Source organism: Pseudoduganella sp. jia 9, from assembly GCF_055502615.1.
This window is the reverse complement of sequence record NZ_JBUPWE010000026.1, coordinates 72,760-78,759: the sequence shown is the minus strand read 5'-3', so window position 1 is coordinate 78,759 and position 6,000 is coordinate 72,760. Positions and strand designations below refer to the sequence as shown.

Here is a 6,000-nt window from a genome sequence, read left to right as displayed (position 1 = left end):
GGTTCTTCGCGGGGAATGGGGGAAGACGGGATTGACGATCTGAGCAGGAAGTGGTGGCGGGGGTCTGAAGTTGGTAGATTGATAGTCGCCAAACAAGTCAATCTTTCAAACCACCGCCATGCTCAATGCTATGTCGTCTCTCCCGTTTTGGGAAGGCCATATTCTCGACTCCGTCCAAGAACAGAAAGACGGTTCCCTGCTGATCGTTCTCGAACCCTGTCCGACAAGTGATGCTTTGTGTGGGTCGTGCCGCCAGCCTTGCGCCTTGGTGCATGAGCGCCGAAGACGCAAGGTGCGCGACCGCGATATTCTGGACAAACGCGTCTGGCTTGATGTGCCAGTGCGGCGACTGGACTGCCATCACTGTAATGCACGGGTTGCCGAGCACATTGTCTGGCTTGACCGGCGTTCACGCATTACGCATCGTGTGCGCCTGTGGGTCGAGGCGCTGGCGCAACTGCTTCCGATAGCACATGTGGCCCGGCTGACCGGCCTACACTGGCATACCGTCAAAGAGATCGATCATCGGCGCTTGAAGCACTTGCATGCTGACTTCTCAGCAGAGGGTGTACGGCGCCTGGTGATGGACGAATTCGCCCTGCACAAGGGACACCGCTATGCCACTGTCGCGCTCGATGCTGAACGGATGCGCGTATTGTGGGTTGGAGAAGGCAATAGCCGGGAAGCGATCCGGCCATTTTTCGAGATGCTGGGACCGGAAGGCTGCCAGCGGATTGAAGCCGTGGCGATGGACATGAACACGGCTATGGATCTCGAAGTGCGCCAGCAATGCCCCAATGCCGAGGTGGTCTACGACCTATTTCATGTCGTGGCCCGTTTTGGCCGCGAAGTCGTTGACCGGGTACGGGTCGATCAAGCCAATGCACTACGTGCAGAGCCAAAAGCCCGTCAGGTCATCAAGCGCAGCCGATGGCTTTTGCTGCGTAATCGCGACAATCTCAAAACCGACCAGGCGATCAAACTTGACGAACTGCTCGCCGCCAACCAGCCCTTGGCAACGGTCTACCTGCTCAAGACCGAACTGAAAGAGATCTGGTATGCGCCATCGGCCTGGGAAGGTGCTCGTCGATGGAAAACCTGGCTCAAGCTCGCCCTGGAAAGCCAGATCGCACCGCTGATCCAGTTCGCTAAACGCTTGGCCAAATACCGGCGCGGTATCTTGGCTTCGGCCATCTATCCGATGAACTCATCCATCCTGGAAGGCGTCAACAATCGCATCAAAGTGATCAAACGCATGGCTTACGGATTCCGGGACGCATCCTACTTCTTCTTGAAAATCAAGAATGCGTTCCCCGGCAAAGTGCGATGAACCTTTTTTTATGCCCACGCAGCGCAGCCGATCCGACGCCGACATGACGACCAAGAAAATTTCCCCGCAGACCTCGCTGATCCACTCCGACTATGAAGCGCCGGCCGGTTTCGGCGCCTTCCCGCCCGCGATCCATCACGCCTCGACAGTACTGTTCCCGAACGTGGCGGCGCTCCGCTCGGGCAACTGGAAAGACAAGAGCGCCTATACCTACGGCCTGCACGGCACGCCCACCACGTTCACGCTGGAAGCGCGCCTGGCGCAGATCGAGGGCGGCACCGATTGCCTGCTGGCGCCGTCCGGCCTGGCAGCGATCGCGATGGTCGACTTCGCGCTGCTGAAGACGGGCGACGACATCCTGCTGCCCGACAATATCTACAATCCGAACCGCGTGCTGGGCGACTGGCTGCAGGAGTCGATGGGCATCACGGCGCGCTATTACGATCCGCTGGCCGGCGCCGGCATCGCGGCGCTGATCCAGCCGAACACGCGCCTGATCTGGACCGAGGCGCCCGGCTCGGTATCGATGGAGGTGCCGGACCTGCCGGCGATCTGCGCCGCCGCGAAGCAACGGGGTGTCGTCGTTGCCCTGGACAACACCTGGTCCGCCGGCATCGCGCTGCGCGCCTTCGACCTGGGCGTCGACATCGTCGTGCAGGCGCTGACGAAGTACCAGTCCGGCGGCGCCGACGTGCTGATGGGCGCCGTCATCACGCGTGACGCGATGCTGCACGACAGGCTGTCGCTGTCCCATATGCGGCTCGGCTACGGCGTCGGCGCTGACGATGCCTACCTCGTCATGCGCGGCCTGCCGACGATGAAGCTGCGCTTCGATGCGCACGATGCCGGCGCCCGCAAGGTCGCGGCCTGGCTGAAGGGGCGGCCGGAGATCACGAAGGTGCTGCATCCTGCCTTCGCGGATTGTCCGGGACACGAACACTGGAAGCGCGATTTTACCGGCGCCGGCGGCCTGTTCTCGGTCTTGTTCGACGCCCGCTACAGCGAGGAGCAGACCGACCGCTTCATCGACTCCCTGAAGCTGTTCAAGATCGGCTACAGCTGGGGCGGGCCGAACAGCCTGTGCGTGCCGTACCGCATCCAGGCGATGCGGCGCGGCTGGCCCGATGCCGGCATCCTCGTGCGCTTCAATATCGGCCTCGAAGATCCGGACGACCTGATCGCCGATATCGAGGCGGCGCTGGCGCTCATGTAGTCGTCTGCTGCCGTCGTTAGCCGCTGCCTATCACACCGATGGAGTAATTCAATCGATCCCGGCCTTTAAACGGATGATTCCGCCTGCTTTAATGAAAGGAGAAGTTTGCCCAGCCCTTCATTAATAACTACAAGGAGGAGTCATGAAAGCTTCACGCAGGTTCGCCATCGGCGCTGCCGCCATCGGTCTCGCGCTGGTCCCGGCGCTGGTCTGGACGCAGGACGGCAAGCCCGGGCCGCCCCCGGCGCAAACGCCCACCAGCTACATGAAGGTCGACATCACCGAACCGTTCCAGGTGACGATGGAGCGGATGAAGGCGGCGCGGCCCACCATCGAGCGCCGCCAGCAGGAATTGCTGGCGCAGCGCTACGACCTGTCGAACCGGCCGGCGCCGGGCGTGACGATGTTTCGCGGCAAACCGGTGCAGGCGGGCGTGCGTGTCAAGCTTCCGCGCGGCGCGACCTGGCAGCAGCTTGCGGGGATGAGTCCCGACGACATCAAGGCGAAGGACCTGTTCCCCGCCGGTTTCCTGCCGCTGTCGCACCCGAACCATCCGGAAGGGGGCATGCTGTTCCCGCAGTTCCACATCGACGAGATCCTGCGCCAGGAACGGCGCGACCTGAACCGCTTCGACCTGTCGTTCGACCTGCCCGATCACATCCTGCCGGAATTCCCCGCGCCGATCTTCCTCACCACGCATCCGGAAATGGGCGACGTGGCGAAGGGCCGGCTGCTGACGATCGATAACTACTACGAGATCTTCAACGGCCTGCTCAATCCCAAGCAGATCGAAGGCCTGCGCCTGCTGCTCACGCCATTCCCGCAGCAGCAGTTCAACCAGACCGAAGACCGGCGCTCGGCGCGCCCGAGCATGGGCGTGTCGTGTTTCGACTGCCATTCGAATGGCCACACCAACGGCTCGACGCACCTGGTCGGCGATATCCGGCCGCAGGAGCTGCGCCACCGCATCGAGACGCCGACGCTGCGCGGCCTGAACGTGCAACGCCTGTTCGGCTCCCAGCGTGCGCTGAAGACGGTGGAAGACTTCACGGAATTCGAGCAGCGCGCCGCGTACTTTGACGGCGATCCGGTGATCGCCACGAAGAAGGGCGTCAACATCCTCGAACGGGGCAGCCAGGTGCACTTCATGGCCGAATTCCAGGCCCTGATGGACTTCCCGCCGGCGCCAAAGCTGAACGTGTACGGCAAGCTCGATCCGCGCAAGGCCAGCGCGCAGGAGCTGCGCGGCGAAGCGGTGTTCAACGGCAAGGGCCAGTGCGTGGCCTGCCACGCGGCGCCGTACTACACGGACAACCTGATGCACGACCTGAAGACCGAGCGGTTCTACAAAGTGCAGATGGTGAACGGCATGAAGGCGGTCGGCGACGGCAAGATCAAGACCTTCCCGCTGCGCGGCATCAAGGAATCGCCGCCGTACCTGCACGACGGGCGCCTGATCACGCTGGAAGACACGGTGGAGTTCTTCAACCTCGTGCTGGAGACCAAGCTGACGGATGGCGAGAAGGCCGACCTGGTGGCATTCCTGCGGGTGCTGTAGACGCTTCCCGCAACGAGTCGGCGCCGCATCTGGTGTCGGACACCTTTTCGCTGAGCGAAAAAGTGTCCGACACCGGTTTCAGAATGACTCCGGCTTTATGTCACACCGGCTCGTTGTTATTGAGCGCGATGAAGCCGCGAATCAGCCGGTAGGCCTTCCAGACCCACGCGCCGACCCAGACGATCCATGCGACCAGGATGCCGATGATCGTGGCGAACAGTATCCAGCCCACGGCCATCCACACGACATACCACCAGAACGAGCGGATCTGCCAGCCGTGGTGGCTGTGCACGAACGTGCCTTCGGTTTCGGGCCGCTTCACATAATTCAGGATCAGCGGAATGAACGAAAACAGGCCGAGCGTGAACAGGAAGCTGACGGCATGCGCCACGTACAGCCACCATGCCCAGCTCTTGGCCGAGTCGGTGCGGGAATCGAGAACGAGATCCTGGGCCATCTGGCACTCCCCATGTTGGAGGTTGAAAGGAAGGCACAGTCTATAGCAATTCTGCCAAGGCCGGAGCACCGCCGCCTGCCGGCGGCAGCCGCGCGCCGCGATGCGCGCGTCCCGGACTGGTCAGGACTGGTCGCTGCTGGAATATTCGGCCGCCGCCTTGGCGGACCACATCGCTTCCTTCTGCGAAGGATAGGGTTCGTCGTAGCCCTCGATGCTGCCGTCGTCGGCGACGAACCACAGCGTCCAGCCGCCGTCGACCTGCTGGATGGCGATGTCGCCTGGGCGGCAATGGGTGCCGGGTTCCTCGCCGCTGTCGAGGGTGACGATGCGGGTGCGGCGGTGCGTGATGGTAGTGGGCATGGTTATTGGTATTGGCGCAGGTAGGCAAGCAGGTTGGCGATCTTGCGCTCGTCGGAATAACCCCACAGGCGCATCTTCGTGCCCGGCACGACGTCGTCCGGATCGCGCAGGAACGCGGCCAGGGTCTTGTCGTTCCAGACGACCGGCGATTTCTTCATCGCCGCGGAATAGGCATACTGCATGCTGCCGGCGCGGCGCCCGAACAGCCCGTTCAGGTGCGGGCCGAACGCATTGCGGGCGCCCGCGCCCACCTGGTGGCACGAGGCGCATACCCGGAACGCGGCGGCGCCGGCCTTCGGGTTGCCGGCAGGGGCGCCGGCACCTGCGCTGGCTTGTACATTGGCCTGCACGTTGGGCTGGGCGTTGGCCGGGGCGTTTGCATGGGCGCTGGCGGGCAGCATGGTCGAGATGGACAGCAACATGGGCAGTAACACGCGCAGGGTGAGGGCAAGGCTGGTGCGGATCATGGTGCAATTATAGACCCGGCACACGCCGGTCCCGCCAGGTGGCGCGAGCCCGTGCGCCACGCGTGCGGCGCCGCTGCTACATTGGCATTCCTCCAACAATGCCCGTTACCCATGGATACGCACCGTCTTGCCGACAGCGTCAAGCATCTCGCCGGCTGGCTGCTGGTCACTTTCACTGCCGCGGCGCTGGGCGCCTGGGCGTCGCAGGACGCGCCGCAGTTCTATGCGCAGCTCGACAAGCCCGGCTGGGCGCCGCCGGCCGGCGTGTTCGGTCCCGCCTGGACCGTGCTGTACCTGCTGATGGCGGTCGCCGCGTGGCTGGTCTGGCGCGTGCGCGGTTTCTCGACCGCGCCGCGCACGCTCGGCCTGTATCTCGTGCAGCTGGCCGCCAATGCCCTGTGGAGCTGGCTGTTCTTCGGCTGGCACCTGGGCGCCGCCGCCTTTGCCGAAGTGCTGCTGCTGTGGGCGCTGATCCTGGCCACCACGGTCGCGTTCTGGAAGGTACACCGCCTGGCCGGCGCGATGCTGCTGCCTTACCTGGCCTGGGTCACGTTCGCCAGCGCGCTTACGTTCGCCTGCTGGCAGCGCAACCCGCAACTGCTGGGCTGACGCCGG

7 protein-coding genes are annotated in these 6,000 nt (G+C 63.6%); 4 read left to right on the top strand and 3 right to left on the bottom strand.

The features are described 5' to 3' along the window. The first annotated feature begins 118 nt into the window (after positions 1-118). The 3 genes from ACY34H_RS27610 (at position 119) to ACY34H_RS27600 (ending at position 4,101) form a co-directional block, all read left to right on the top strand. Positions 119-1,330, top strand: coding sequence for an ISL3 family transposase (locus ACY34H_RS27610; protein WP_464975433.1), 1,212 nt, complete (start codon positions 119-121; stop codon positions 1,328-1,330). Positions 1,331-1,373: 43 nt separating this feature from the next. Then, entirely contained in the window at positions 1,374-2,543 is a 1,170-nt protein-coding gene (locus ACY34H_RS27605; protein WP_464980627.1) for a cystathionine beta-lyase, read from the top strand. Between the two features lie 142 nt (positions 2,544-2,685). Further along, positions 2,686-4,101: a hypothetical protein gene (locus tag ACY34H_RS27600; RefSeq protein ID WP_464980626.1), complete on the top strand. Its 1,416-nt coding sequence runs from the start codon at positions 2,686-2,688 to the stop codon at positions 4,099-4,101. Between the two features lie 100 nt (positions 4,102-4,201). Here the strand turns inward: ACY34H_RS27600 and ACY34H_RS27595 are convergent, their stop codons facing one another. From ACY34H_RS27595 to ACY34H_RS27585, 3 genes are all read right to left on the bottom strand, one after another. Then, positions 4,202-4,558: a DUF4870 family protein gene (locus ACY34H_RS27595; RefSeq protein WP_464980625.1), complete on the bottom strand. Its 357-nt coding sequence runs from the start codon at positions 4,556-4,558 to the stop codon at positions 4,202-4,204. Between the two features lie 120 nt (positions 4,559-4,678). Next, positions 4,679-4,918, bottom strand: a complete 240-nt coding sequence (locus ACY34H_RS27590) for a hypothetical protein (RefSeq protein ID WP_464980624.1) — start codon at positions 4,916-4,918, stop codon at positions 4,679-4,681. Positions 4,919-4,920: 2 nt separating this feature from the next. Then, positions 4,921-5,385, bottom strand: coding sequence for a c-type cytochrome (locus tag ACY34H_RS27585; protein WP_464980623.1), 465 nt, complete (start codon positions 5,383-5,385; stop codon positions 4,921-4,923). 111 nt (positions 5,386-5,496) lie between these two features. Between ACY34H_RS27585 and ACY34H_RS27580 the strand changes: the two genes are divergently transcribed. Next, complete coding sequence (locus tag ACY34H_RS27580; RefSeq protein WP_464980622.1) at positions 5,497-5,994, top strand: TspO/MBR family protein; 498 nt, start codon at positions 5,497-5,499, stop codon at positions 5,992-5,994. Positions 5,995-6,000 lie beyond the last annotated feature (6 nt).